This window comes from Thalassotalea sp. PLHSN55 (genome assembly GCF_052030545.1).
GTDB lineage: Bacteria > Pseudomonadota > Gammaproteobacteria > Enterobacterales > Alteromonadaceae > CANMXU01.
Genome location: NZ_JBPDIH010000036.1, coordinates 1 through 642, shown reverse-complemented (window position 1 = coordinate 642; position 642 = coordinate 1). Strand labels below are relative to the sequence as shown.

Annotated in this window: 1 protein-coding gene; it reads right to left on the bottom strand. The window is 33.6% G+C overall.

Annotated features, from left to right (window positions below):
- Positions 1-409: 409 nt before the first annotated feature.
- Entirely contained in the window at positions 410-592 is a 183-nt protein-coding gene (locus tag ACRRSQ_RS20600) for a hypothetical protein (protein WP_440877656.1), read from the bottom strand.
- Between the last annotated feature and the right edge of the window lie 50 nt (positions 593-642).

The following is a 642-nucleotide window of genomic DNA, read 5'->3' as shown; positions in this document are numbered from 1 at the left end:
CTATGTCCGATACTCTTTAGAACAGGTCTAAATAACCATTTATCTTTTATTTTTTAAAATAGGGTGGGTTTTAGTACCTGCGCGGGTACTTCGGGAATCTATATTCTCTATCTGATACGTGTTCTAGTAAGTCTCTGAGTCTTTGAATTTCCTCATTCATCGACTCATTTTGGGCTCTTAAAATTTCGCGTTCTCTTTCTATGTATTCATAGTCGACAACAGCTGCTTTTACTGCTTTCGAGGCAGCACCAGTTTTAAATTTTAATTTTAAAATGTTGATTATCGTTTCAAAATAATCGTCATCACATCTAAATTTTATAAGCATTTTCACTCGGTTTTTTAAAAAAATAACGGCTTCCTGTCGCCGTTTTTAAAATTATAACCGATATATATTTGTATGCTTGTATGTTTATCTTGCCGCTTTCATATCCTTAACTGCGTCTTTTAAATGGTTTGTAAAGAGGTAGTTTGCAACGTCTGTCCATTTCACAGTTTTACCAATTGCATGGCTAACGTCTATTGCAGCGCGTTCTAATTGCATTTTTCTATCTTCTCTTACTCTTAGTGAGGTGTATTTCATGTCGTCGTTCATTAAGTTGGCCTTACTGGTATTTTAGTATTCATTTTAAAAATATATTCAAT